This window comes from Kitasatospora sp. NPDC096128, from assembly GCF_040303105.1.
Lineage (GTDB): Bacteria > Actinomycetota > Actinomycetes > Streptomycetales > Streptomycetaceae > Kitasatospora.
This window is the reverse complement of record NZ_JBEOSP010000007.1, coordinates 88,855-112,674: the sequence shown is the minus strand read 5'-3', so window position 1 is coordinate 112,674 and position 23,820 is coordinate 88,855. Positions and strand designations below refer to the sequence as shown.

Here is a 23,820-nt window from a genome sequence, read left to right as displayed (position 1 = left end):
GTGCCGAGAACTCGCGATGCTATCGGCTCAACCCTCAGGCCACGGCAGGCTTTCCGACCGCCGCGCCGTCCTCCGACGCGTCCTCCTCGACCGCCGCCAGGTCCTGCCCCCTGGTCTCCCGCCCGCACAGCACCGCAAGTACGGTGATCGCCGCCGCGACCGCCACGTACACCGAGATCGGCGTGGCGCTGCCGTAGTCCTTGAGCAGCGCGGTGGCGATCAGCGGTGCGGGCGCGCCGGCCGCCACCGAGGCGAACTGGGCGCCGATCGAGGCCCCCGAGTAGCGAAGCCGGGTCGCGAACAGCTCGGAGAAGAAGGCCGCCTGGGGCGCGTACATCGCGCTGTGGAACACCAGGCCGACCGTCACCGCGACGACCAACTGCCCGAACGAGTGGGTGTCCACCATCCCGAAGAACACGAACGCCCAGACCCCGACCCCGGCCGCGCCCACCAGGTACACCGGCTTGCGCCCGACCCGGTCCGACAGTGCCCCGAACAGCGGGATCAGCGCGAACTGCACGGCGCTGGCGATCAGTACGGCGTTCAGCGCGCTCTGCTTGTCGAAGTGGGCGTGGGTGACGGCGTAGGTCAGCACGAAGGTGGTCATGACGTAGTACGAGATGTTCTCCGCCATCCGGGCCCCCATCGCCACCAGCACCTCCCGCCAGTGGTGCCTCAACACCCCGACCAGCGGTGCCGGTTCGGCTTCGGCCTCCGGTCGGCCCGCCCGGTTCGCCACCGCCTGCTGGAACAGCGGCGACTCCTCCACCGCCAGCCGGATCCACATCCCGACCCCGACCAGCACCGCCGACAGCAGGAACGGCACCCGCCAGCCCCAGGCCAGGAACGCGCTCTCCGACTGCACCGCCGTCATCAGCGACAGCACCCCCGCCGCCAGCAGGTTCCCGGCCGGCGCCCCGCCCTGCGGCCAGGACGCCCAGAACCCCCGCCGCCGCTGGTCGCCGTGCTCCGACACCAGCAGCACCGCCCCGCCCCACTCCCCGCCGAGCGCGAACCCCTGCACCAGCCGAAGCGCCGTCAGCAGCACCGGCGCCGCCACCCCGACCGAGTCGTACGTCGGCAGCAACCCGATCGCCGTGGTCGAGCCGCCCATCAGCAGCAGGCTCACCACCAGCAGCTTCTTCCGCCCCACCCGGTCCCCGAAGTGCCCGAACACCAGGGCCCCGACCGGCCGCGCCGCGAACCCGATCGCGTAGGTCAGGAACGACAGCAGTGTCCCGGTCAGCGGATCGCTGTGCGGGAAGAACAGCTTCCCGAACACCAGCGCCGCCGCCGTTCCGTACAAGAAGTAGTCGTACCACTCGATCGTCGTGCCGATCAGACTCGCGGCCACCACTCGGGGGAGTGAACTGGGCGCCGCCGAACCACGTGCAGGGGCGTTCATGGTCACCACTTCCAGGTCCAGGGGAACGGGGGACGGTGTCGCCACAAGGTAGGAACCCCAGGTCCCCCGGCCTATGTGCCCAACCCACACATCCCATCGCCCTCCTGTGGCCACCCATCCCATGACGACGTCACCTCCTCGCCGTTGCCGACCCCCCAACGGAGCAGGGGGGAGGCGCTCAGTGCGCCGTCCAGCCGCCGTCGATGGGGAGGCTGGCGCCGGTGATGTAGGAGGCGGCGGGGGAGCAGAGCCAGAGGGCCAGTCGGGCGACCTCGGTCGGTTCGATGAGGCGCTTGACGGCGGTGCGGTCGAGCATGATCCGTTCGACGACCTCGTCCTCGGGGATGCCGTGGGCCAGGGCCTGGGCGGCGATCTGCTGCTCCACCAGGGGAGTTCGGACGTACCCGGGGTTGATGCAGTTGCTGGTGACCCCGTGCGGGGCGCCCTCCAGGGCGACGGTCTTGCTGAGGCCTTCCAGGGCGTGCTTGGCGGTGACGTACGCGGACTTGAAGGCGCTGGCGCGCAGGCCGTGGACGGAGGAGACGTTGACGACCCGGCCCCACCCCCGCTCGTACATGTGCGGGAGGGTGCGGCGCAGGATCCGGAACGGGGCCTCGACCATGACGCGTTGCATGAGGGTGAAGCGCTCGACCGGGAACTCGTGGACGGGCGCGAGGTGTTGGAGGCCGGCGTTGTTGACCACGATGTCGGCGTCGGCCGGCAGGGCGTCCACGGCCTCCGGATCGGCGAGGTCGGCGACGACCGCGCGCCCGCCGATCCGGTCCGCGAGCTCCCGGGCCGGGCCGGCCGCGAGGTCGACGACGTAGACCCGGGCGCCGGCCTCGGCGAGGGCTTCGGCGCAGGCCCGGCCGATGCCCGAGGCGGCCCCGGTGACCAGGGCCGTGCGGCCGTCGAGCGGGCGGGCAGTAGAGGTGTCCATGGCCGAGAACGGTAGGAATCCGACGGCGCGGCTCCCATGTGGTGGACCGACACAGCACCCCGGTGGACTGTGTCGGCAACCGCTACGGGCTCCGGTCGACCGTTCGACCCCGGACAGCCAAACCCATCCTGACCTCGCTTCCCCACAATGGGCGCGCTTGCTTCACCCGTTCGGAGGATTGCTCGGTCAGATCCACCCATAGCGCCCGAATGCTCGCTACATTCACGCCGATTCCCGACAGGGGGCGCCGCCCCGGGCGAGCCGAACTGCTGGTGGCGCCCGGTGCGACGTCCGAGAGGTGTTGACTGACATGCCCCAACGGCCTGCAACCGACAGCCCGGCGTACGGACCGCTCGACCCGCTCGGCCAGCGCCGAGGCCCGGTCGGCCGGGCCCTTCCGGACGCCCCCGACGCCCTGACCGCCGACGCGCTGACCACCGATACGCTGACCGCTGACCCGCTGACCGCCGACGCCCCGACCGCCGAGGAACTGCGACTGCCCGTGCAGGCCACACCCGCCCGGCACGAGGCCACCGCCGCGCCCGCGACCACCAGCGGCCACGGCAGCCACACCGGCCACTCCGGCCCGACGCCGCAGAACGGCCAACTCGCCGCCCTGATCGAGGAGGCCGGCTTCTCGCACGCCGGCCTGGCCCGCCGGGTCGACCAGCTCGGCCTGGAGCACGGCCTCGACCTGCGCTACGACAAGACCTCGGTCACCCGCTGGCTGCGCGGCCAGCAGCCCCGCGGCGCTACCCCGGCGCTGATCGCCGAGGTCTTCACCCGCCGCCTCGGCCGCCGCCTCACCGCCCAGGACCTCGGCCTGGACGCCTGCGCCCCGGTCTACGCGGGCCTGGAGTTCGCCGAGACCCCGCAGGAGGCGGTGGACATCGTGGCGAGCATGTGGCGCAAGGACAACGGCCCGCAGTCCGAACTGCGCCGGATCGCCTTCACCCCGGCGGGCCTGGTCGTCCCCAGCCGGGACTGGCTGATCGGCCGCACCGACGAGCGGGTCGCCCGGGACGGCTCCACGCTGATCCGCCCGGACACCGCCACCGGCCCACCCGACACCGCCCCCGCCGCACCGGCGCAGAGCGCACCCGGCGCACCCGCCGCGGGCCCGGCGCGCACCCAGCCGATCGGCGCCCCGGGCGCCCCGGGGGTGCGCAGCACGGCCGGCACCACCGGCACCGCCGCCACCATCGGCCGGGTGCCCACCCAGAGCCGCCGCCCGCCCGCGGCCGTCGAACCGCCGTACGCCGACCCGACCCGGGAGGCCCGCCCCGCCCTGCGGGTCGGTCGCGGCGACATCGCCGCCATCCGCGCGGTCGGCGACCTCTTCCGCGCGCTCGACCACGCCTACGGCGGCGGCCACGCCCGCCAGGCACTGGTCCGCTACCTGGAGAGCGAGGCCGAGCCGATGCTGCGCGGCCGCTACGGCGAGCAGATTGGCCGCGCCCTGTTCGGCGCCGTCGCCGACCTCACCAGGCTGGCCGGCTGGACGTCCTTCGACATCGCCGCGCACGGCCTCGCCCAGCGCTACTTCGTCCAGGCGCTGCGCCTCTCCCAGGCCGCCGGGGACCGCGCGCTGGGCGGCTACGTGCTGGTGACGATGAGCCAGCAGGCCGTCCACCTGGGCCACGGCCGGGAGGCCGTCCAGCTCGCCCGGGTCGCCCAGCAGGGCGTCGGCACCGCCGTCCCGCCGGTGGTCCAGTCGCTGATGCACGCCGCCGAGGCGCGCGGACACGGCCTGCTGGGCGACGTCCGCTCCTGCACCACGGCGCTGGTACGGGCCGAGCGCTCGCTCGCTGCCTCCCGGACGGGCGACGAACTGCCTTCCTGGGCACGGTACTTCGACGAGGCTCAGCTCTCCGACGAGTTCGCCCACTGCTACCGCGACCTCCAGCAGTGGCGCACCTCCGCGCAGCACGCCGAGAAGTCGCTGCGGCTGCGCTCGCCCGCCTACGCGCGCAGCCGGATCTTCTGCCGGCTGGTGCTGGCCACCGCCCGGCTCGGCATGGGGGACCTCGACGAGGCCTGCACCATGGCCACCGACGCGCTGCGGGCGGCGGGGGAGATGCGCTCGGCCCGCTCGCTGGAGTACGTCCGGGACTTCCACCGCCGCCTCACCCCCTACCGGGGCAGCCAGGTGGCCCGCGCCTTCGAGGAGACGGCCCGCCAGGCGGGCGTGATCTGACGGAACCGGCCGTGCGAGGGCCGGGAGCTCACCAGCTCTCGGCCCGGACCCTCGGCCGCTCGCCTTCGGCGGCCGCCGAAGGCCGCACCCCGCCCCGCACCCGCTGTGCCACCAGCGGGAACACCAGCACCGACAGCATCCCGGCACCGACCAGCGCGGCCGCCGTCGAGGAGGGCAGGTGCCCGGCCTGCACCTCGATCGTGGTGATCACCACGACCAGCGGCAGCGCCGTCGACGCGTACAGCCCGAGCGCCGCACGGTCCCGCCTGCCGAGCCCGGCCGGCGCGAGCAGTCCGGCCGGCCCGCCGCGCACGGCGAGGAACAGCAGCAGGAACACCGGGACGAGCAGCAGTGTGCCCGGGTCGTCCAGCAGCGCGTTCAGGTCGAAGTTCATCCCGCTGACCACGAAGAAGATCGGCACCAGGAAGCCGAAGCCGATGCTCTCCAGCTTGGCCTCGATCACCTCCTCCTCGGCCCGCCGGATGTCGGAGAGCAGCAGTCGGGAGACGATCCCGGCGGTGAAGGCGCCGAGCAGCATGTCCAGGTCGAGCCAGAGCGCGGCCGCGACCATGACGGCCAGCACCAGGATCACCGTCCGGATCGCGAACTGCCCGGAGGTGCGCAGGGTGCGCTCGATCAGCCGGGTGGCCCAGGCCGGCCGTGGCCGGCGGGCGCCGAGGACGGCGACGGCGGTGATCACCGCGAAGGCGCCGAGGATGACCGCGGTCCGGGCGGGGGAGTTGCCGCTGAGCAGCACGGCGATCGCGATGATCGGCCCGAACTCCCCGACCGCGCCGGTGGCCATCACCAACGAGCCGAAGGGGGTGGGCAGTTCGCCGGAGTCGCGGAGGATCGGCAGGATCGTGCCGAGCGCGGTGGTGGTGAGCACCAGCCCGGCGAAGGCGCCGTCCCACGGGTCCCGGTTGACCAGGGCGCCGATGCCGAGGGCCAGTACGAGCGAGACCAGCCACGCGGTGCCCGCCCGTTTCAGTGGGCCACCGCGCAGCTTGGCGAAGTCGATCTCGTACCCGGCGAGGAACATCAGTATGGCCAGGCCGAATTGGGAGAGCGCGTTCACCCGGTCGTCGACGTGCGCCCAGTCCAGGACGTCCGGGCCGATCAGCACGCCGAGCACGATCTCGAACACCACGGTCGGTACGGCGATCCACCGCAGCAGCCGGTCGGCGAGCAGCGGTGCGGCGACGGCCGCGGCGGGGATCAGGATCAGCGCCACCGGCTGGGCGGAGGCGCTCACCGGGCGTCCGGCCGAGTGGCCGAACCCATGGGAATCATCCGATGAGCGGTCGGAACGGTCATGCGAGGCATCCTGGCACGCCGTCGGTCCGTCACCCCGGCAGACCGCTGGTGTGTCCCCCCGGTGGGACCGTCAGGCCGCCGCCTCGGCCTCCCGCGCACCGGCCGGCAGCCCGAGGTCGCCCAGCACCGCCCGCGCCGCCCGCCGCCCGGAGACCAGCGCGCCCTGGACGGTGCTGGTGTCCCGGTGGTCCCCTGCGACGTACAGCCCGGCCAGCAGCCGAACCGGGCGGCGGAGGTTGTGCGGTGGCGGCATCGCGGGCAGCGCGTCCGGGACGTGCCGCACGCTGAGGAACTGCCAGTCCGCCGTCGAGCTGCCGTACAGCTCGGCGAGCCGGGCCCGGACGGCCGGTTCCACGCCGGCCGGGCCGCCCGCGTCGAAGGAGCGCCGTCCGAGCACGGTGCTGGCGATCAGCGCCTGGCCGGCCGGGGCGTAGGACGGGTGGAGTTCGCTGAGCACCAGCGAGTGCGAGACCAGCGGTGGGTGCCCGTTCGGCCGGTCGGCGTCGAGCAGCAGCACGGCCTCGGCGAGCGGGGCGCGGTCGGCGGCGTGGAAGAAGGTGGTGACGGGGTGGAAGTCCGGCAGCCGCAGCCCGGGCAGCAGCTCGGCGGCGGAGCGGGCGTCGGTGGCGACCACCACGGCCTGGGCGCCGATCCGCCCGTGGGCGAGGGTCTCCACGCCGTCGGCGCCGATCGAGGTGACCTGCACCCCGGTCCGCACGGTGCCGGCGGGCAGTGCGGCGGCCAGCTGGGCCGGCACGGCCGCGATCCCGTCGGCGGGCAGACAGAGTCGGCCGCGGGCGTACGAGCGGAGCACCAGGTCGGCGATCCGGCTGCTGGTGCCGAGGGCCGGGTCGCCGAGCAGGGCGCTGAGCAGCGGGCGCAGGAAGCCGTCGACGGTGCGCGGGGCGAGGCCGTGGCCGGTCAGCGCGCGGGCGGCGGTGGTCTCCGGGCGGGCCTGCAGCCGGGCGGCCGGGGTGGTGGCGATCCGGCCGAGCCAGCTGCCGAGGCGGGCCTTGTCCAGCGGGCTGCCGAGCGGGGCCCGGAGGGCGGCCTGCCGGGCGGCGGTGAGCTGCGGGTCCCCGGCGCGGTAGCGGCGGCCGGCGCTGTGCACGAGTACGCCGGGCGCGAGCGGGCGCAGGTCCAGGCGGTCGAGGTCGAGCGCCCGGCGCAGTTCGGGGTAGGCGGTGTTGAGCAGGTGGCTGCCGTCGTCGAGGCGGAAGCCGTCCAGCTCGCGGGTGGCCATCCGGCCGCCGATCCGGTCGGCGGCCTCCAGGACCTGGACGGTGAGGCCGCGGCCGGTGAGTGCGCGGGCGGCGGCCAGGCCCGCGAGTCCGGCGCCGACCACGACGACGTCCGGGTCGGACGGGCGACGGGCGCGGCGGGTGAAGTCGTACGTGGGCACTGGCGTGCTCCCTCCCTGGGGTTCCCGGGGCTCCGGCCGACGCAGGCAGCGGGGTGCCGGGCACGGTCCGAGGAAGGTGATGCCCCGTCAGTGTGAGCATCAGACAGGCGGAGTGGGCTCGATGCCGGGCTCGGGCGGGGTCGTGCGGCGCCGGGCGGGGGCGCGGTCACGGACAGTGCGCCGTGGCGGCCGGGTTGCCGGGTCGACGGGCGCGCACGGTCACCGGGGGCGTGCGACGCGCCCGCCGTGTGCTCCCGTGCGCCCCCTCTCGGAGCCCCGTCCGACCCCGCCCGGCATATGCCCCTGGCCAGGGCGAATGCCGTAGCGGGTCTACGCAGAACGAGGGGTCACCGTGCCGCCCACCCGACTCCGGCGAGCCCCCGCGCCGCCGTCACAGCGCCCGAGCCCCGCGCCGCCGTCACAGCGCCGCCGTCACAGCGCCGCCCGCACCGCCGAGTCCAGGTCCGGGTGCGCGAACCGGAAGCCCGCGTCCAGCAGCCGCCGCGGCACCACCCGGTGGCTCCCGACCACCTCGACCGCCAGCTCCCCGAGCACGGCCTTGAGCACCGCCTCCGGCACCGGGAACGGCGTCGGCCGTCCCATCGCCCGCCCGAGCGCCGCGGTCAGCTCCGCGTTGGTGGCGGGCTCCGGCGCGGTGAGGTTGAACGCGCCGGAGAGGTCCTCCCGGTCGATCAGGAACCGCAGCGCGGCCACCTCGTCGGCCAGCGAGATGTAGCTCCAGTACTGCCTGCCGCTGCCGAGCCGTCCGCCCAGGCCCAGCTTGAACAGCGGGAACAGCCGCCCGCCCGCGCCGCCGGCGGCGGACAGCACCATCCCGGTGCGCGGGTGGACGACCCGGATCCCGGCCCGCTCGGCGGGCCGCGCGGCTGCCTCCCACTCCAGGCAGACCTCGGCCAGGAAGTCGTCCCCGGCGGGGGAGTCCTCGTCGATCACCTGGTCCCCGGTCTGCCCGTACCAGCCGACCGCAGAGGCGCTGACCAGGACCCGCGGCGGCTCCTGGAGCTCTGCCAGCGCCACCGCCAGCGTCTCGGTGCCGTACACCCGGCTCTCCCGGATCTCGCGCTTGTAGGAGTCCGTCCACCGGCGGTCGCCGACCCCGGCGCCGGCCAGGTGTGCCACCGCGTCGACCCCGGCGAGCCCGTCCCGGTCGACCTCGCCGAGCAGCGGGTTCCAGCCGATCGCCGTGCTGCCGTCCGCCTGCGGTCCCGTCCTGGAGCGGTGCCGGACCAGCCGGACCACCTGATGGCCGTCCGCCAGCAGGGAGCGGACGAGTGCCGAACCGATCAATCCCGTGGAGCCCGTGACAGCGATGCGCATGGGCCCATCCTCTCAGTCCTTATGGCCTGTCACCTTTCGCACGCGCCCCAGTAGCATCACGCGCCATGACCCGTGAAGAGGACCTGATCATCCGCCCGGCCCGCCCCGAGGACGAGCGCGGGCTCGCCGAGCTCGACCGTGCCGCCTGGTCCACCCTCTCGGATGTCGCCCCGGAGCCGCCCGCCGGGAAGCGGGCCTTCGACGAGGGCCGCACCCCCGACCAGTTCCTGCTGGCCGTCCTGGACGGCCGGATCGTCGGCTACGTCCGCCAGATCCCGGCGACCAGGCTGGCGGTCAACCGGCACGTCCGGCAGATCCAGGGCCTGGCCGTCGACGGTACGGTGCGCGGTCGGGGCATCGGCCGCCGGCTGGTCGAGGCGGCCTGTGAGCAGGCCCGGGCCGCGGGCGCCCGCAAGCTGACCCTTCGGGTGCTCGGCTGGAACGCCCCGGCCCGTCGGCTGTACGAGAGCTGCGGCTTCACGGTCGAGGGCACCCTGGCCGAGGAGTTCCTGATCGACGGGTGCTACGTGGACGACGTGTGGATGGCCCGCCGGCTGGTCGACCGAACCCGCCCGAGCGGCTGACGGTCCGTCAGGACCGGTGCTGCAGAGTCGTGACGTACGTGGCCTGTCTGGAGCAGCGCCGCGCCGGGTACCGTACGCCCGTGAGCAACTCGACGCCTCCCGGGTGGTACCCGGTCGCCGGTGCGGACGGCACCCCCGGTCACGAGCGCTGGTGGGACGGCAACGCCTGGACGGCCGAGGTCCGCCCGCTCCAGGGCGCCGCCGGACAGCTCGCCGACGCCCCGACCCAGGTCTGGCAGCCCCCCGCAGCACAGCCCCCCGCAGGGCAGCCTCCCGCAGGGCAGCCCCCTGCCGCCCAGTCGCCGCAGCCCGGCTACGGCTACCCGGCGCAGGGCGGCCCGCCCGCCGCCGGCTACGGCTACCCGGTCCAGGACGCGGCGCAGGCGCCCGGCTACGGCTACCCCGGCCAGGCCCCGTACGGCGGCCAACAGCAGTACCCGGGCCAGCCGCCCTACCCCGGCCAGGAGGCCTACCCGGGCGCGGCCTACGGCTACCCGCCGCCCACCGGTGGGAAGAACAGCACCGGCGTGATCGTCGGCATCTCGGTCGCGGTGCTGGCCGTCGGCGGGATCATCGCCGGGCTCGTGCTCAGCAGCGGCGGGGACACCAAGGCGGACCCGACCCCGAATCCCACGGTCACCGTCACCCAGAGCGACAGCCCCACGCCGAGCCCCACCCCGACCCGGACCACGCCGACCGTCCCGGCCCCCAGGCCGGTCCCGTCCATCAAGACCACCGTCCCGGACCCGCAGCACGCGATCACCGTTCCGGTCTTCGACGGCTGGGACGCGGCCTCCAACTCCGCGCACTCCACCGTCTACCTCGGCAGCGGCCGCTACACCTGCGCCGACGGCAACTCCTGCATCCGCGGCCAGTTCTCGATCGAGAAGGACACCGTCCAGGGAGACACCCCCAAGGCGGCCGCCGACGCGGCGATGCCGGCCTACGCCGGGACGATCTTCACCGGGATCACCTCGCACACCGACTCCGGCTCCGGCTACGTCTCCGTCGCCGGTGTGCTCGGCTACGCCACCCGCTGGCACGTCCGCACCTCGGACGGCACCCAGGGCTACGTGCTGCTGGCCGCCGTCCCGGCCAAGGGCGGCGGCTACGTGGTCTTCGAGGGCGGCGTGGACGACGACCCGGCCGCGCCGGACGCCTCGATGCTGGACCAGATCCTCAGGGGCATCAAGCAGGACGGCTCCTCCGGCAGCAGCACCTGAGGCCCTTCAGTCCCCGTACCGCTCCCAGAGCTTGGGGAAGCGCTTCGCCATCACGTCCGGGTCGTCGAAGTCCAGGAACGCCCCGGACGGCCGCCCCGCCTGCCGCCCGCCCACGTCGGGCAGCGGCAGGCCGGTCAGCTGCTCGTACGCCTCGTCGGCGGCGAAGCCGAGGTCCTCGGCCTCGCCGTCCTCCTCCTCGTCGAACTCGGGCAGCAGGTCCGCCAGGTCGTCCGGTTCGGCCAGCCCGCCCTCGAAGACCTCCCGGCCCTGGCCGATCAGCCAGCAGCGGAAGTAGTCGAAGGTGTCCTCGGAGGCGCCGTCCAGCAGCAGGTGGGCCGCACCCCACAGGTCGTAGCGGTAGGCGCGCTGGAACCGGGCCTCGAACAGCCGGCCGAAGTCGATCACGTCGTCGGGGGTCAGCTGGACGAGGCGCTCCACCAGCCGCTCGGCCTGTTCATCGGGATCGCCGTCGGCGGCCTCCCAGGTGTCGTCGATGATCTGCCAGAAGTCCGTCTCGTCCATCACCGCTCAAGCATCCCTGTTCAGTCGTCTCCACGCATGCCATGACCCGGCGCGAACCGCATCCCGGAAGCGGCCGGAGCCCCGCGCCGTCCGGGGACGACACGGGGCTCCGTACGACCGTGCTGCGGCCGCGCTGTCCTACAGGCCGAGCTCGACCTCGAACTCGCCGGCCTCGAGGATCTCCTTGACCGCGACCAGGTAGCGGGCGGCGTCGGCGCCGTCCACCAGGCGGTGGTCGTAGGAGAGCGACAGGTAGGTCATGTCACGGATGCCGATGGCGGTGCCGCCGTCGGCCTCGATGACCACCGGGCGCTTGACGGTGGCGCCGATGCCCAGGATGGCGGCCTGGTTCGGCGGCACGATCACGGTGTCGAACAGCGCACCGCGCGAGCCGGTGTTGCTGATCGTGAAGGTGGCGCCGGACAGCTCGTCCGGGGTGATCTTGCTGTCGCGGACCTTGGCGGCCAGCTCGGCGGTCTTCTTCGAGATGCCGGCGATGTTGAGGTCGCCCGCACCCTTGATGACCGGGGTCATCAGACCCTTCTCGGAGTCCACCGCGATACCGATGTTCTCGGTGTCGAAGTAGGTGATGGTGCCCTCGGCGTCGTTGATCCGCGCGTTGACGACCGCGTGGACCTTCAGCGCCTGGGCGGCGGCCTTCACGAAGAACGGCATCGGGGAGAGCTTGACGCCCTCGCGGGCCAGGAAGCCCTCCTTGGCCTTGGCGCGCAGCGACATGATCTTGGTGACGTCCACCTCGACCACGCTGGTCAGCTGGGCCTGCTCGTGCAGGGCCTTCATCATGTTGTCGCCGATGACCTTGCGCATGCGGGTCATCTTGACCGTCTGGCCGCGCAGGGCGGACGGCGCGGCGGCGGCCTTCGGCGCAGCGGCGGCCGGGGCGGCGGCAGCGGCGACCGGGGCCGGGGCGGCCTTGGCGGCCTCCGCGGCGGCGATGACGTCCTGCTTGCGGATGCGGCCGCCGACGCCGGTGCCGGCGACGGAGGACAGCGCCACGCCGTGCTCGGCGGCGAGCTTGCGCACCAGCGGGGTGACGTAGGCGTCACCGGCGTCGGCCACCGGGGCGGCCGGGGCGGCGACGGGAGCCGGAGCGGCAACCGGAGCCGGGGCGGCAACCGGGGCCGGAGCCGGGGCGGCAACCGGAGCGGGAGCAGCGACCGGAGCCGGAGCAGCGGCAACCGGGGCCGGAGCCGGAGCAGCGACCGGAGCCGGAGCAGCGGCAACCGGAGCCGGGGCCGGGGCGGCAACCGGGGCCGGGGCGGCGACCGGAGCCGGAGCGGCAGCGGCGGCACCCGGGGCACCGATCAGCGCGAGCTGGGCGCCGACCTCGGCGGTCTCGTCCTCGCCGACCAGGATCTTGACGACGACGCCGGCGACCGGCGACGGGATCTCGGTGTCGACCTTGTCGGTGGAGACCTCGAGCAGCGGCTCGTCGATCTCGACCGTCTCACCCTCGGCCTTCAGCCAGCGGGTGACGGTGCCCTCGGTGACCGACTCGCCCAGGGCGGGCAGCAGCACCGGGGTGGCGTCGCCGGCCGGGGCGGCCGGAGCGGCAGCCGGGGCCGGGGCGGCAACCGGAGCGGGAGTGGCGACCGGGGCCGGGGCGGCGACCGGAGCCGGAGCGGCGACGGGCGCGGCCTCGACCACGGGGGCCGGGGCGGCGACCGGGGCGCCGGTGCCGTCGTCGATGATCGCCAGCTCGGCGCCGACCTCGACGGTCTCGTCCTCGCCGACCTTGATCGAGGAGAGGATGCCGGAAGCCGGGGCCGGGATCTCGGTGTCGACCTTGTCGGTCGACACCTCGAGCAGCGGCTCGTCGACCTCGACACGCTCACCCTCGGCCTTCAGCCAACGGGTGACGGTGCCCTCGGAAACGCTCTCGCCCAGCGCGGGCAGTGTTACTGAGACCGCCATGGTTTCAGCGACTCCTATCAAGTCTTGCGTACGGGAAGTACGGGAAGTACCGGAAACGGGGGGTGGTGGGCGCGATCAGTCGTGCGCGTGCAGCGGCTTGCCGGCCAGCGCCAGGTGCGCCTCGCCCAGGGCCTCGGACTGGGTCGGGTGCGCGTGGATGAGCTGCGCGACCTCGGCCGGCAGGGCCTCCCAGTTGTAGATCAGCTGGGCTTCGCCGACCTGCTCGCCCATGCGGGCGCCGACCATGTGGACGCCGACCACGGCGCCGTCCTTGACCTGGACGAGCTTGATCTCGCCGGCGGTCTTCAGGATCTTGCTCTTGCCGTTGCCGGCCAGGTTGTACTTCAGGGTGACGACCTTCTCCTTGCCGTACAGCTCGACGGCCTTGGCCTCGGAGATGCCGACGGAGGCGACCTCCGGGTTGGAGTAGGTCACGCGCGGGACGCCGTCGTAGTCGATCGGCACCGGCTTGAGGCCGGCCAGGCGCTCGGCGACCAGGATGCCCTCGGCGAAGCCGACGTGGGCGAGCTGCAGGGTCGGGGCGAGGTCGCCGACGGCCGAGATGGTGGGCACGTTGGTGCGCATGTACTCGTCGACCAGGACGTAGCCGCGGTCCATCGCGACGCCGTTCTCCTCGTAGCCGAGGCCGGCCGAGACCGGGCCGCGGCCGATGGCGACGAGCAGCAGGTCGGCGTCGATCTGCTTGCCGTTCTCGGTGGAGACGCGGACACCGGACTCGGTGTACTCGACGCCCGAGAAGCGGGCCTTCAGCTCGAACTTGATGCCGCGCTTGCGGAAGGCGCGCTCCAGCAGCTTGGAGGAGTTCTCGTCCTCCAGCGGGACGAGGTGCGGCAGCGCCTCGACGATGGTGACCTCGACGCCGAAGGACTTCCAGACCGAGGCGAACTCGACGCCGATGACGCCGCCGCCGAGGATGACGGCCGACTTCGGGATCCGGTCGAGCTTGAGGGCGTGGTCCGAGGAGATCACACGGTTGCCGTCGATCTCCAGGCCCGGGATCGAGCGCGGCACCGAACCGGTGGCGAGAACAATGTGGCGGCCTTCGATGCGCTGGCCGTTCACGTCGACCGAGGTCTGCGAGGAGAGCTTGCCCGCGCCCTGGATGAAGGTCACCTTGCGCGAGGCGACCAGGCCCTGGAGGCCCTTGTACAGGCCGGCGATGACGTCGTCCTTGTACTTGTGGACGCCGTTGATGTCGATGCCCTGGAAGGTGGCCAGAACGCCGAACTCGGCGGCCTCCTTCGTCTCGTCCGCGATCTCGGCGGCGTGCAGCAGTGCCTTGGTCGGGATGCAGCCGCGGTGCAGGCAGGTGCCGCCCAGCTCGCCCTTCTCGACCAGGGCGACGCTCAGACCCAGCTGAGCGGCGCGGAGCGCCGCGGCGTAACCGCCGCTTCCGCCTCCGAGAATGACTACGTCGAAAACGGTGCTGGCGTCGTTCGCCACGTCACGTCCTCCATGCAATGGGGTGGGTCGCCGGGCCGGTCGCGGTCCGGTGGGTCGGAAGCCTTTGTGGGGCGCCCAGTCGTGCCGGAAATACATCTTCGCACTTGTTCGCGGTGGCTGATGTCCGGGTCCACCCCAGGGGTGTCCCACGGAGTGGTCACCGGGGCGGGAACACCCTCGACGGAAGGGCATCATCGCAGCTCAAAGCCTTGTTGGCAGCCGCCGGACGGGCGCCTTCCGCCCGCTTCGGCGCCGCCTCTTCCGCAGTGCGGAACAAAGTTTCGCCCGTGGCGAACATAGGTGCGGTGGGGCGCCGCGGCCTACTCGCAGGTAACCGCGCGGGAACGCCGACGGGGGCCCGGCGCGAGTGCGCCGGGCCCCCGTCGGGTTCGGATCCGTTCGGATCAGGCCTTGCCGTTGGCCGCGGTCTGCTCCGCGAAGCGGACCAGGGTGCGCACCGCGCTCGCGGTGCCGCCCTTCGGGGTGTAACCGAACGGAGCGCTCTCGTGGTACGCCGGGCCGGCGATGTCCAGGTGCGCCCAGTCGATGCCCTCGGCCACGAACTCCTGCAGGAACAGGCCGGCCACCAGGCCGCCGCCCATCCGCTCGCCCATGTTGGCCAGGTCGGCGATGGTCGAGTCGGTCATGCCCTTCTTCAGGTCGGCCGGCAGCGGCATCGGCCACGACTGCTCGCCGACCTCGCCCGCGATGGCGTGCAGGTTGTCGCGCAGCTCGTCGTTGTTGGCCATCACACCGAACATGCGGGTGCCCAGGGCCAGCACCATGGCGCCGGTCAGGGTCGCCACGTCGACGATGACGTCCGGGTTCTCCTCGCCGGCCTTGACGATCGCGTCGGCCAGCACCAGGCGGCCCTCGGCGTCGGTGTTCAGCACCTCGACGGTCTTGCCGCCGTACATGCGCAGCACGTCGCCCGGGCGGGTGGCGGAGCCGGACGGCATGTTCTCGGCCAGCGCGAGCCAGCCGGTGATGTTGACGGCCAGGCCCAGGCGCTTGGCGGCCACCACGGCGGCGAACACGGCGGCGGCGCCGGCCATGTCGCACTTCATGGTCTCGTTGTGGCCGGCCGGCTTCAGCGAGATGCCGCCCGAGTCGTAGGTGATGCCCTTGCCGATGAAGGCCAGGGTCGCCTTCGCCTTCGGGTGGGTGTAGGCGAGCTTCACCAGCCGCGGCGGGTTGGTCGAGCCGTTGCCGACGCCCAGCAGGCCCCCGAAGCCGCCCTTGGTCAGCGCCTTCTCGTCCAGCACCTCGACCTTGAGGCCGTGCTCCTTGCCGGCCGCCTGGGCGATCGCGGCGAAGCTCTTCGGGGTCAGGTCGTTCGGCGCGGTGTTGACCAGGTCGCGGGCGCGGTTCATCTCCTCGCCGATCGCGGCGGCCCGCTCCACGGCGGCCTTGGCGTCCTTGCTGCCCTTGCGGGCGGCCAGCAGGACCAGCTCGCCGACCGGCTCCTTGCCGTTGCCGTCGGCCTTGTAGGTGCCGAAGGCGTACGAGCCGAGCAGGCCGCCGAGCGCGACCGCCTCGACCTCCGCCGCGGACTCGGCCGGCAGGGCCAGCGCGACCTTCTTGACACCGGCCAGGGTGCGGGCGGCGACACCGCCGGCGCGGCGCAGCGCCTCCAGGTCGTAGCCGGCCTCGGCCGCCTCGCCGAGGCCGACCGCGAGCACGAACGCGGCCTTCAGGCCGGCCGGGGAGGCGACCTTGACGCTCTCGCCCTCAGAGCCGGTCGCGCCCAGGGTGCCGAGGATCTCGGCCAGCTTGCCCTCGAACGCCTCGTTCACGGCCTCGGCGCCGGGGGCCAGCACAACGCCCTTGGGGCCCTTCGCGACACCGACCACCAGGGCATCCGCGCGCAGCGAGGCGGCGGAGGAGGTGCTCACAGACAATGCAGTCACGTAAATGCGTCCTGTTCTTTCGCGGTCCACGGCCGGTCGCGGCGTGACTGCCGCACCGGCGCAGCCCGCCGTCGCCGGCCGTCCGCCGGCGGCCCCTGCGGTTCCGGGCCCCCTGGTGCGCGCGGCCACCGGAGCGGCCGCGCGCACCAGAGGCCCCGGCTCCTCGGTGCGCGCCGGGCGGGCAGGACCTGCCACGGTGCAGGGCTGCGGTGCTCCACGCATGGTAGTCCGCATGGTGGGACCACGCGCCGCCCGGTGTCAGCTGAGCAACGCCAGGGCGAACAGGGTTCCGGTCGCGGCGGTCTCGGCCATCGCGCCGAGCACGTCGCCGGTGATTCCGCCGAACCGGCGGACGCACCGCGCGAGCAGGAGCCGGGCCGAACCGGCGCCGAGCGCAACGGCCAGCGGGAGACGCAGGGCTGACCATCCGTCGAACTGTCCGGGCAGGGCCACGGCGAACGCGGCGGCCAGCGTTCCGGTGACGGCCGCGGCGGGCGCGACGGTGCTCGCCACCATCGCCCCCAGGCCGCCCGGGCGGGCGGCGGGCACCGACCGCAGGCAGCCCCAGGCCAGCGCGCACCGCGCGGCCACCGCCGAGGCGAGCACCGCGAGGGTGCCGCGCAGCACCGAATGCCCGAATTGTCCGGCCAGTGCGGCGATCTGCGCCAGCAGCACCAGCACCAGGGTCAGTACGCCGAACGGGCCGATGTCGGACTGCTTCATGATCCGCAGCGCGTCCTCGGCCGGCTTGCCGCTGCCCAGCCCGTCGGCGACGTCCGCCAGGCCGTCCAGGTGCAGCCCCCTGGTCAGTGCGGCGAGCACCCCCACCGCCGCCACCGCGGCGAGCAGCCCGCCGGCCCGCCAGGCGACCAGCGCGCCCGCCCCGGCCGCGACGGCGCCCAGCACCACCCCGACCACCGGGGCTGCCGCCATCGCCCGGGCCGCCGCCGCCCGGTCCCAGCGCTCCACCCGCACCCGCAGCACCGACAGCGTCCCGAACGCGAACCGCAGCCCCTCGCCCCACGTCGCCCGCTCACCGCCGTCGGCCATCGCTCCCGCTCCTTCTCTCCCCGGAGCCACCCGGCCCGGACAAACAGAAATCCCCGCGCCCCCGAAGGGGAGCGGGGCACTGCACAACATGGGGCAGGCCGGGTGCTACAGCCTGCGCAGCAGGTCGGCCGCCGACGGCAGCTTCGGCTGCTCCTTCGGCGCCGACGGCACGAACGGCCGCGGCGCCTCGTCCGCGAGCGCGTCGCCCGCCGCCTGGAGCAGCGGCAGCGCGAGCACCGCGCCGACGCCCTCGCCCACGGTGATCCCCTGGTCCTGCAACGGCGTCAGGGTCAGCCGGTCGTAAGCCTTCGCCTGGGCGGGCTCGCCGCTGGACTGTCCGGCCCGCCACCACTCCGGCGACCGGAAGGCGATCCGCTGCGCGACCAGCGCGCAGGCCGAGGAGACCACGCCGTCCAGCACCACCGGCAGTCGGCGGACGGCGGCCTGCAGCAGGAAGCCGGTGATCGCGGCGAAGTCGGCGCCACCGGTGGCGCCGAGCAGCGCCAGCTGGTCGCCGAGCACCGGGCGGGCCCGTCGCAGCGAGTCCCGGATGGTGGCGCACTTGACCATCCACACCCGGTCGTCGATACCCGAGCCGCGCCCGCAGACCGCGGCCGCGTCCGTCCCGCACAGCGCGCCGACCAGGACGGCGGCCACCGTGGTGGAGCCGACCCCGAGGTCGCCGAGCAGCACCAGGTCGGTGCCGGAGTCGGCCTCCTCGTCGGCCACGGCCATGCCGGCCCGGAAGGCCCGGACGGTCTCCTCCGGGGTGAGCGCGTCCTCGACGTCGATCCGGCCGGAGCCGCGCCGGATCCGGTGGGCGACCACCTCGTCCGGGAAGTCCGCGGGGTCGGTGTCCACCGCGACGTCGACGACCCGCAGTTCGGCGCCGTAGCGCGCGGCCAGCCGGGCCACCGGGGCGCTGCCGTCGAGCACCGCCCGCACCCGGGCCGCGGTGCCGCCGTCGGCGGGCAGCCGGGAGACGCCGAGCGCGGCCACGCCGTGGTCGGCGGCGAACAGCAGCACCTTGGGCGCCGAGACCGGCCGCACCGGGGAACGCCCCTGTACGGACGACAGCCAGCTGCCCAGCTCCTCCAACTTGCCCAGGCCGCCGCGCGGCCGCCCGGCCTCCTGCCAGCGTTCCTCGGCGGCCCGCCGGGCGCTGTCGTCGGGGCGCTCGACGAGAGAGGAGAACGAGTCGAGATCCACGGTCGTGTCCATTTGTCCGTTTCTCGCACACTGCGCGGGATCTGCGCAGCACATTCGAGGTCTGCCTCAGGCAGCGGTCAGGGCTTGGCCGTCAGGAGACTGCGCAAGCGGTCGAGTGAGGAGCCGCCTCATGCGCTGAGGCGGAGGAGTCACCGTCCGGAAGGCTACACGCCAACGGATTTGATGGTCAGGACTTGTCCGGCCACGACCAGTAGTACCCGGTCCGCAGCGTCCGCCACGGCCATGTTGAGCCGGCCCAGGGTGTCCCGGAAGCGCCGTCCGGCGGCGGTCGCCGGGACGACGCCCATGCCGACCTCGTTGCTCACCGCGACGACGGTCCGGGGGGTGGCGGCCCAGGCCGCGGCCAAGGCCTCGCAGCGGCGCTGCACCGCGGCCTCGCCGCCGTCCGCCCAGGTCGCATCCGACCAGGCGTCGCACTCGTCCATCACGGCGGTCAGCCACAGCGCCAGGCAGTCGATCAGCACGGGCGCCGGGTCCCCGACGTCGGCGAGCACGGCCTCCAGGTCGCAGGTCTCGGCGGTCCGCCAGCTCGCCGGCCGGCGGTCCCGGTGCAGGGCGACCCGCTGGGCCCACTCGGCGTCGCCGTCCCGGGTGCCGCCGGTGGCCACGTACAGGACGTCCGGACGGTCGGCGAGCAGCTGCTCGGCACGGGTGGACTTGCCGGAGCGCGCGCCGCCGAGCAGCAGCGTGCGGGGGAGCGGGGGGTGGGTCGCCATGCCGCCCATCCTGCCCGACAGGCATACGGAAGATCGGGCCGGGCAGGCTAACCTGCGCAGCACACAAGGCAGCGTCAGTGGGAGGAGCCGGGCATGGTCTGGACGTGGCGGTACGAGAAGGCGGACGGCAGCGCGGTGACGTCGGGCCTCGGTGAGGAGGAGTTCGCCGGCCAGGGCGACGCCGAGACCTGGATCGGGGAGAGCTGGAAGCAGCTCGCGGAGGAGGGCGTCGACAACGCCGTCCTGCTGGACGACGACCGGGTGATCTACTCGATGAGCCTGCACGAGGACTGAGCCCGGGGGCGGAACCCTTGCCCTGGAGGTGAGCGGGCGAACAGCGGCTACTTCGCCCCGATGACGTGCAGCAGCGCCGCGACCTGCCGGTACGGGTCGGTGCGGCCGGCCCGGTCCTCGGCCTCCAGCAGCTGGGCCAGCTGCCGCCCGTCCACCGGTGGCGCGGCGTTGTCGGGCGCGTTGTCGGTGAACACCCGGACGCCGTACCAGTGCCGCACCGGCACCGACACCTCGGAGAGGGTGACGGTCAGGTCGGCGAGCCGGTCGGCCCGGGCGGCCAGCCCGAGCCGGTTGTAGTACCGGTCGCTCTCGAAGGCGTGCAGGGCGGCCCGCCAGTCCCCGGCGGCGGCGGGCCGCAGCGCGAGCGCGTCGCGGTTGCGGACCAGCAGCGAGAGCAGTCCGCCCGGTGCCAGCAGCCGGGCCAGCGAGGCGATCATCGGATCCGGGTCGGGCAGGTACATCAGCACGCCGTGGCAGAGCACCACGTCGAAGCTGCGCGGGCCGAACCAGCGCCCGCACTGGTGGCCGTCGCCGCTGAGCAGCTGCATCCGGCCGCGCACCTCGGCCGGCTCCTCGGAGAGCGCCCCCTGGGCGACGCCGAGCGCGACCGGGTCGGAGTCGATCCCGGTGACGTAGTGGCCCGCCCGGGCCAGCCGCAGGGCCTGGGTGCCCTGCCCGCAGCCGATGTCGAGGACCCGCTGCGCGGTGCGGCCGGTCAGCTGCTCGGCGAGCTGTCGGGAGACGAGCTCCTGCCGGACGAAGTTGCGCAGTCCGCCGAGCCGGTCCAGCCAGGCCGCGGTGCCGCCGGCGAAGGAGCCGCTGCGGGAGGGCAGCCGGCGCTCCTGGCCGAGCCGGTCGTGTCCGCCGTCGCCCTGTCCGGGCAGCGCGCCGCCCTGCCCGGGAAGTGCGTAGAGGCCGGGTCCCTCCCAGGAAGGGAGGGCCCAGCCGGAGTCCACCGGTTCGGCGGTCAGGGCTTCTCCCCGCGCCGCACCTGCGGCTTGGGCAGGCGCAGCCGGCGCATCTGCAGGGTGCGCATGATGCCGTAGGCGACGGTGCCTCGGGTGTTCTGCCCGGCGAAGCGCTCGGCCAGCTGCTTGCGCAGGCCGAGGCCGAGGCGGACGAAGTCCAGGATGACGAGCACGAAGAACAGCAGGAACAGCAGTGTGGACAACAGCTGCAGGGCGGGCACCTTGACGATGCTCAGCACCAGGATGACCACGGCGGCCGGCAGGAAGAACTCGGCGAGCGACCAGCGGGAGTCCACGTAGTCGCGGGCGAACTTGCGCACCGGGCCCTTGTCACGGGCCGGCAGGTGGCGCTCGTCGCCGTCGATCAGCGCCTGGCGCTGCTTCTCGCGCTCGACGCGCATCCGGTCGCGCGCCTGGCGGGAGGCCTCCTTGCGGTCCTTGGGCACCACGACCCGGGTGCGCCGGTTGGCCTCGGCCTCGTTGCGCTTGGGGGTGGGGCGGCCCTTCTTGGCCTGCGGGTGGCGGGCCTGGGGCGTCTCGTCCTCCAGCACGGTGGCGGAGGCGGCGGCATCATCTGAACGGCGTCGGAACACACCCCCAGCGTACGGGGTGCGGAGCCGCGACCACGGGTCCCCTCGGACCCAAACGCGTATCGATCCGTCCGACCCCGATCAGACCCGGGGTGCCCGGGCCCTTCCCGTAGGGGATCAATCCGATGGAGTATGGGGAGGATGAGAGGCGGATCCACCCGGGGGATGAGGATCTGCCGCTGGTCGCTGTAGCAGTCTTGTTGCAGGCAGGTGCACTGCGGCGAAGGGCTCGCTGCACATACACTCGTCGTGTCTGGTAACGAGATTTGAAACCGCAGGCCGGAGAAGGGGGCACCCGAGGCCCATGAGCGACGGAATCATGAAGCGTATGGGGCTGATCTTCCGCTCCAAGGCGAACAAGGCCTTGGACCGGGCGGAGGATCCCCGTGAGACGCTCGACTACTCCTACCAGAAGCAGCTCGAACTGCTGCAGAAGGTACGGCGTGGCGTCGCGGACGTCGCGACCTCGCGCAAGCGCCTGGAACTCCAGCTGACCCAGCTCCAGCAGCAGTCCGCGAAGTACGAGGACCAGGGCCGCAAGGCGCTGTCCCTCGGCCGCGAGGACCTCGCGCGCGAGGCGCTGACCCGCAAGGCCAACATGCAGTCCCAGATCAACGACCTGGAGACGCAGTACCAGGCTCTGCAGGCCGAGGAGGAGAAGCTCACGCTCGCCTCCCAGCGCCTCCAGGCCAAGGTGGACGCCTTCCGCACCAAGAAGGAGACCATCAAGGCCACCTACACCGCGGCGCAGGCGCAGACCCGCATCGCCGAGTCCTTCTCCGGCATCTCGGAGGAGATGGGCGACGTCGGCCTGGCGATCCAGCGCGCCGAGGACAAGACGGCGCAGATGCAGGCCCGCGCCGGCGCGATCGACGAGCTGCTGGCCTCCGGCGCGCTCGACGACGCCAGTGGTCTCGGCCGCAAGGACGACATCGAAGCCGAGCTGGAGCGTGTCGCCGGCGGTTCCGACGTCGAGCTGGAGCTCGCCCGCATGAAGGCCGAGCTGTCCGGTGGCCCCGCCACCGGTCCGGCCGCGATCGAGCAGGGCAAGCCCGCCCAGCCGCAGGACGCGCACCCGCAGGACACCCCGCGCATCAACTACAACAAGTGAGCTGACCACCCACGAACCAGGAGAAGCGCAGCATGATCATGAGGGTCATGGGTGAGGGGCAGTTCGAGGTGGGAGAGGACCACCTGAACCTGCTCAACCAGCTCGACGACGAGTTGCTCACCGCGGTGGAGTCGGGCGACGAGGACACCTTCCGCCAGGCCTACGGCAAGCTGCTGGACGCCGTGAAGCAGTACGGCACCCGGCTCCCGGACGACTCGCTGGAGCCGTCCGAGCTGATCCTGCCGAGTGCCGAGGCGACCCTCGACGAGGTCCGGTCCCTGCTGCTGTCCGAGGGCGAGGGCGTCATCCCGGGTTTCCCCGAGTACGAATAGCCGCGCGGCCGCTGCCAGACGAAAGGGCGGGTCCCCTCCGAATCGGAGGGGACCCGCCCTTCGCCGTGACGACCGACGGCCTTCTACGGCAGGGCCAGCATCCGGTCCAGCGCGGCCTTGGCGTACTTCTCGGTCTCCGGGTCCACGGTGATCACGTTCGGCACCCGGCCCTCGACCAGCGACTCCAGCGCCCAGACCAGGTGCGGCAGGTCGATCCGGTTCATGGTCGAGCAGAAGCAGACCGTGCGGTCCAGGAAGACGATCTCCTTGTCCGGGTGCGCCTTGGCCAGGCGGCGGACCAGGTTCAGCTCGGTGCCGATGGCCCACTTGGAGCCGGGCTCGGCCGCGTCCAGGGCCTTGATGATGTACTCGGTCGAGCCCACCATGTCGGCGGCGCTGACCACCTCGTGCTTGCACTCGGGGTGCACCAGGACGGTCACGCCGGGGATCCGCTCGCGGACGTCGTTCACCGAGTCGACGCTGAACCGGCCGTGCACCGAGCAGTGGCCGCGCCAGAGGATCATCTTGGCGTCCCGCAGCTGCTCGGCGGTGAGGCCGCCGTTGGGCTTGTGCGGGTTGTACAGGACGCAGTCGTCCAGGGAGAAGCCCATGTCGCGCACCGCGGTGTTGCGGCCGAGGTGCTGGTCGGGCAGGAAGAGCACCTTCTGGCCCTGCTCGAAGGCCCACTCCAGCGCCCGCTGGGCGTTGGAGGAGGTGCAGATGGTGCCGCCGTGCTTGCCGGTGAAGGCCTTGATGTCGGCGGAGGAGTTCATGTACGAGACCGGGACGGTCACGTCGGCTATGCCGGCGTCGGTGAGCACGTCCCAGCACTCGGCGACCTGCTCGGCGGTGGCCATGTCGGCCATCGAACAGCCGGCCGCGAGGTCCGGCAGCACGACCTGCTGCCGGTCGCCGGTGAGGATGTCGGCGGACTCGGCCATGAAGTGCACGCCGCAGAAGACGATGTACTCGGCTTCGGGGCGGGCGGCCGCGTCGCGGGCGAGCTTGAAGGAGTCGCCGGTGACGTCGGCGAACTCGATGACCTCGTCGCGCTGGTAGTGGTGGCCGAGGATGAAGACGCGGTCGCCGAGCGCGGCCTTGGCCGCTCGGGCGCGTTCGACGAGGTTCGGGTCCGAGGCCGGGGGGAGGTCTCCGGGGCACTCGACGCCGCGCTCGCTGTTCGGGTCGGCCTCGCGGCCGAGCAGCAGCAGAGCGAGCGGCGTCGGAGTGGGGTCGACGCCGTGGGTCTCGGTGATGACGGTGGTCACGGGCGGGTGCCCTTCTGTGCGGCC

At 73.3% G+C, this 23,820-nt stretch carries 20 protein-coding genes and 1 pseudogene; 6 read left to right on the top strand and 15 right to left on the bottom strand.

Translation table 11 applies throughout. The annotated features are described in order from the left end of the window. Positions 1-34: 34 nt before the first annotated feature. Both ABTY61_RS10655 and ABTY61_RS10650 read right to left on the bottom strand, forming a co-directional pair. Positions 35-1,405 (bottom strand): MFS transporter, encoded by a 1,371-nt coding sequence (locus tag ABTY61_RS10655; RefSeq protein ID WP_350504587.1) that lies wholly within the window; start codon positions 1,403-1,405, stop codon positions 35-37. Positions 1,406-1,583: 178 nt separating this feature from the next. Beyond that, entirely contained in the window at positions 1,584-2,345 is a 762-nt protein-coding gene (locus ABTY61_RS10650; RefSeq protein ID WP_350504586.1) for a 3-hydroxybutyrate dehydrogenase, read from the bottom strand. A 310-nt stretch (positions 2,346-2,655) separates the two neighbouring features. Between ABTY61_RS10650 and ABTY61_RS10645 the strand changes: the two genes are divergently transcribed. After that, a complete protein-coding gene (locus ABTY61_RS10645) occupies positions 2,656-4,542 on the top strand; it encodes an NsdA family TPR-like regulatory protein (protein ID WP_350504585.1) in 1,887 nt (628 codons plus the stop codon). 28 nt (positions 4,543-4,570) lie between these two features. On the opposite strand, the gene ABTY61_RS10640 is transcribed toward ABTY61_RS10645, so the two are convergent. From ABTY61_RS10640 to ABTY61_RS10630, 3 genes are all read right to left on the bottom strand, one after another. Beyond that, positions 4,571-5,797 (bottom strand): cation:proton antiporter, encoded by a 1,227-nt coding sequence (locus ABTY61_RS10640; RefSeq protein WP_350504584.1) that lies wholly within the window; start codon positions 5,795-5,797, stop codon positions 4,571-4,573. 132 nt (positions 5,798-5,929) lie between these two features. Next, on the bottom strand, positions 5,930-7,261 hold the full coding sequence (locus ABTY61_RS10635; RefSeq protein WP_350504583.1) for an NAD(P)/FAD-dependent oxidoreductase: 1,332 nt from the start codon (positions 7,259-7,261) through the stop codon (positions 5,930-5,932). Positions 7,262-7,693: 432 nt separating this feature from the next. Further along, positions 7,694-8,599, bottom strand: a complete 906-nt coding sequence (locus ABTY61_RS10630) for a TIGR01777 family oxidoreductase (RefSeq protein WP_350504582.1) — start codon at positions 8,597-8,599, stop codon at positions 7,694-7,696. 65 nt (positions 8,600-8,664) lie between these two features. Between ABTY61_RS10630 and ABTY61_RS10625 the strand changes: the two genes are divergently transcribed. Next, complete coding sequence (locus tag ABTY61_RS10625; protein ID WP_350504581.1) at positions 8,665-9,183, top strand: GNAT family N-acetyltransferase; 519 nt, start codon at positions 8,665-8,667, stop codon at positions 9,181-9,183. 80 nt (positions 9,184-9,263) lie between these two features. Next, positions 9,264-10,406 carry a DUF2510 domain-containing protein gene (locus ABTY61_RS10620; RefSeq protein ID WP_350504580.1) on the top strand — a complete coding sequence of 381 codons (1,143 nt, stop codon included), beginning with the start codon at positions 9,264-9,266 and terminating at the stop codon, positions 10,404-10,406. Between the two features lie 6 nt (positions 10,407-10,412). Here ABTY61_RS10620 and ABTY61_RS10615 read toward each other — a convergent pair whose 3' ends face one another. The 7 genes and pseudogenes from ABTY61_RS10615 to cobU all read right to left on the bottom strand — a co-directional run. Further along, positions 10,413-10,928 carry a DUF4240 domain-containing protein gene (locus tag ABTY61_RS10615; RefSeq protein ID WP_350504714.1) on the bottom strand — a complete coding sequence of 172 codons (516 nt, stop codon included), beginning with the start codon at positions 10,926-10,928 and terminating at the stop codon, positions 10,413-10,415. 138 nt (positions 10,929-11,066) lie between these two features. After that, positions 11,067-12,863: a 2-oxoglutarate dehydrogenase, E2 component, dihydrolipoamide succinyltransferase gene (gene sucB, locus ABTY61_RS10610; protein ID WP_350504579.1), complete on the bottom strand. Its 1,797-nt coding sequence runs from the start codon at positions 12,861-12,863 to the stop codon at positions 11,067-11,069. 75 nt (positions 12,864-12,938) lie between these two features. Then, positions 12,939-14,327 (bottom strand): dihydrolipoyl dehydrogenase, encoded by a 1,389-nt coding sequence (gene lpdA / locus ABTY61_RS10605; RefSeq protein ID WP_350504578.1) that lies wholly within the window; start codon positions 14,325-14,327, stop codon positions 12,939-12,941. 404 nt (positions 14,328-14,731) lie between these two features. Next, positions 14,732-16,237 (bottom strand): leucyl aminopeptidase, encoded by a 1,506-nt coding sequence (locus ABTY61_RS10600; RefSeq protein ID WP_350504577.1) that lies wholly within the window; start codon positions 16,235-16,237, stop codon positions 14,732-14,734. 258 nt (positions 16,238-16,495) lie between these two features. Continuing rightward, a complete protein-coding gene (locus ABTY61_RS10595; protein ID WP_350504576.1) occupies positions 16,496-17,287 on the bottom strand; it encodes an adenosylcobinamide-GDP ribazoletransferase in 792 nt (263 codons plus the stop codon). 105 nt (positions 17,288-17,392) lie between these two features. Continuing rightward, on the bottom strand, positions 17,393-18,508 hold the full coding sequence (locus ABTY61_RS10590; RefSeq protein ID WP_350504575.1) for a nicotinate-nucleotide--dimethylbenzimidazole phosphoribosyltransferase: 1,116 nt from the start codon (positions 18,506-18,508) through the stop codon (positions 17,393-17,395). 152 nt (positions 18,509-18,660) lie between these two features. After that, positions 18,661-19,242: pseudogene (gene cobU, locus ABTY61_RS10585) on the bottom strand (bifunctional adenosylcobinamide kinase/adenosylcobinamide-phosphate guanylyltransferase); the annotation flags it as partial. 84 nt (positions 19,243-19,326) lie between these two features. On the opposite strand from cobU, the gene ABTY61_RS10580 reads away from it, so the two are divergent. Then, positions 19,327-19,527 carry a hypothetical protein gene (locus tag ABTY61_RS10580; RefSeq protein ID WP_350504574.1) on the top strand — a complete coding sequence of 67 codons (201 nt, stop codon included), beginning with the start codon at positions 19,327-19,329 and terminating at the stop codon, positions 19,525-19,527. A gap of 47 nt (positions 19,528-19,574) precedes the next feature. Here the strand turns inward: ABTY61_RS10580 and ABTY61_RS10575 are convergent, their stop codons facing one another. Beyond that, positions 19,575-20,315, bottom strand: a complete 741-nt coding sequence (locus ABTY61_RS10575; protein WP_350504713.1) for a methyltransferase domain-containing protein — start codon at positions 20,313-20,315, stop codon at positions 19,575-19,577. Positions 20,316-20,494: 179 nt separating this feature from the next. After that, positions 20,495-21,088: a DUF3043 domain-containing protein gene (locus ABTY61_RS10570; RefSeq protein ID WP_350504573.1), complete on the bottom strand. Its 594-nt coding sequence runs from the start codon at positions 21,086-21,088 to the stop codon at positions 20,495-20,497. Between the two features lie 301 nt (positions 21,089-21,389). Between ABTY61_RS10570 and ABTY61_RS10565 the strand changes: the two genes are divergently transcribed. Beyond that, entirely contained in the window at positions 21,390-22,196 is an 807-nt protein-coding gene (locus ABTY61_RS10565) for a PspA/IM30 family protein (RefSeq protein WP_350504572.1), read from the top strand. 32 nt (positions 22,197-22,228) lie between these two features. Next, on the top strand, positions 22,229-22,528 hold the full coding sequence (pspAA, locus tag ABTY61_RS10560) for a PspA-associated protein PspAA (RefSeq protein ID WP_350504571.1): 300 nt from the start codon (positions 22,229-22,231) through the stop codon (positions 22,526-22,528). Positions 22,529-22,611: 83 nt separating this feature from the next. Here pspAA and nadA read toward each other — a convergent pair whose 3' ends face one another. Then, the gene (gene nadA / locus ABTY61_RS10555) at positions 22,612-23,796 is read right to left on the bottom strand and encodes a quinolinate synthase NadA (protein ID WP_502895267.1); all 1,185 of its coding nucleotides are present in this window, start codon (positions 23,794-23,796) and stop codon (positions 22,612-22,614) included. Positions 23,797-23,820 lie beyond the last annotated feature (24 nt).